We start from the raw sequence: 1,500 nt of genomic DNA, 5'->3' as shown, positions 1-1,500 counted from the left end.
GACGTTGATACTTGTAGGGATGGTTTCCATCCAGGGTGTGACCCAGGCACTGACTGGCCACCACAGTGTGTGCCTTTGCCGTGATCTGTCCACCCACCAGGGAATCATCGAGTGTCCCGACCGGACGAGCATGACCTCATAGGAGCGCGGTCACTACCCCGTCAACGTCCTGTCTGCCCACCCGGCCGGGATTGCGCTTCCATCACCACCAAGGGACGAAAGGGCACCACCCATCATGCCAACACCACACCGACACGTCTACGCCGGCATCGACACACACGCCGACACACACCACGTCGCCATCATCGACGAGCTCGGCCGCAAACTCGACGACGCCGAGTTCCCCACCACCCCGGCGGGCTATGCCGCGATCCTCGCCTTCATCACCACCCTCGGCACACTGCGCAAGGTCGGGATCGAGGGCACCGCGTCCTACGGTGCCGGCATCACCGCCCACCTCCGCAGTCAGCAGATCGAAGTCCGCGAGATCATCCGCCCGAACCGGCAGGCACGCCGCGGCGGCAAGTCCGACCCGATCGACGCCTACGCCGCAGCCAAGGCCATCGCAGCTGACGACCACGACCGCCTGCCGATCCCGAAACTCCTCGGCGGCGTCATCGCCGGCCTGGCCAACCTCTTGTGCGCCTACACCACCGCCGTCAAAGCCCGCACGACTGCGATCGTGCAGATCAAGAACAAACTCGTCACCGCCGACACCGCCTTTCGCCAGGCCCACCGCGGCCTGAACGACAAGACGCTGATCGCCCGACTCGCCGCCACCCGACCGGTGGCGACGGACTACCAGCGCAAGGCATTGCGCACGCTGGCCCGCCGCTATCAGAACCTCACCGGTGAGATCGACGAACTCCTGACCGACATCACCACCGTCGTCGCCGACACCGCACCGGCACTGGCAGCGGCCAAGGGAATCGGACCGATCAGCGCGGCGAAACTGCTGGTCACCGCGGGTGAGAATCCTGAGCGTATCCGCAGTAAGGAAGCCTTCGCCGCCTTATGCGGGGTGAGTCCACTGCAGGCGTCTTCCGGGAAGACGAACCGGCACAGGCTCAACCGTGGAGGAAACCGGCAGGCCAATCAGGCACTCCACCAGATCGTGCTCGTGCGCATGTCCAGTGACCCGCGGACACGGGCCTACGTGGCACGCCGGACCGCGGAGGGCAAGAGCAAACGCGAGATCATGCGGTGCCTCAAACGCTACATCGCCAACGAGGCCTACCGGCACATTGTCCGGCCCGAGCCGGTACCCGCCGTCGACGACCTGAGGCCACTGCGCCAGTCGAAGAAGATCAGCTTGGAAACCGCAGCCGGGCACTTCAACACGTGGCCCACCACGATTTCCTACCTTGAACGCGGTAAACGCCGAGACGATGACTTCGTCATCGCCTACCGTGAATACCTGCTCGCCGCGTAGGCCACCTCGCCATGGTCGATCACCACCACCATGATCACGACCGGGCTTGACAACCTATAGGAGCATCA

1 protein-coding gene is annotated in these 1,500 nt (G+C 64.5%); it reads left to right on the top strand.

The annotated features are described in order from the left end of the window. Positions 1-235 precede the first annotated feature (235 nt). Positions 236-1,432 (top strand): IS110 family RNA-guided transposase, encoded by a 1,197-nt coding sequence (locus tag NQ034_RS16005; RefSeq protein ID WP_257050018.1) that lies wholly within the window; start codon positions 236-238, stop codon positions 1,430-1,432. Positions 1,433-1,500: the final 68 nt, after the last annotated feature.

Source organism: Brevibacterium moorei, assembly GCF_024580735.1.
GTDB lineage: Bacteria > Actinomycetota > Actinomycetes > Actinomycetales > Brevibacteriaceae > Brevibacterium > Brevibacterium moorei.
Note: the sequence above shows the minus strand (reverse complement) of the source record. Positions and strands in the feature narration are given on the sequence as shown.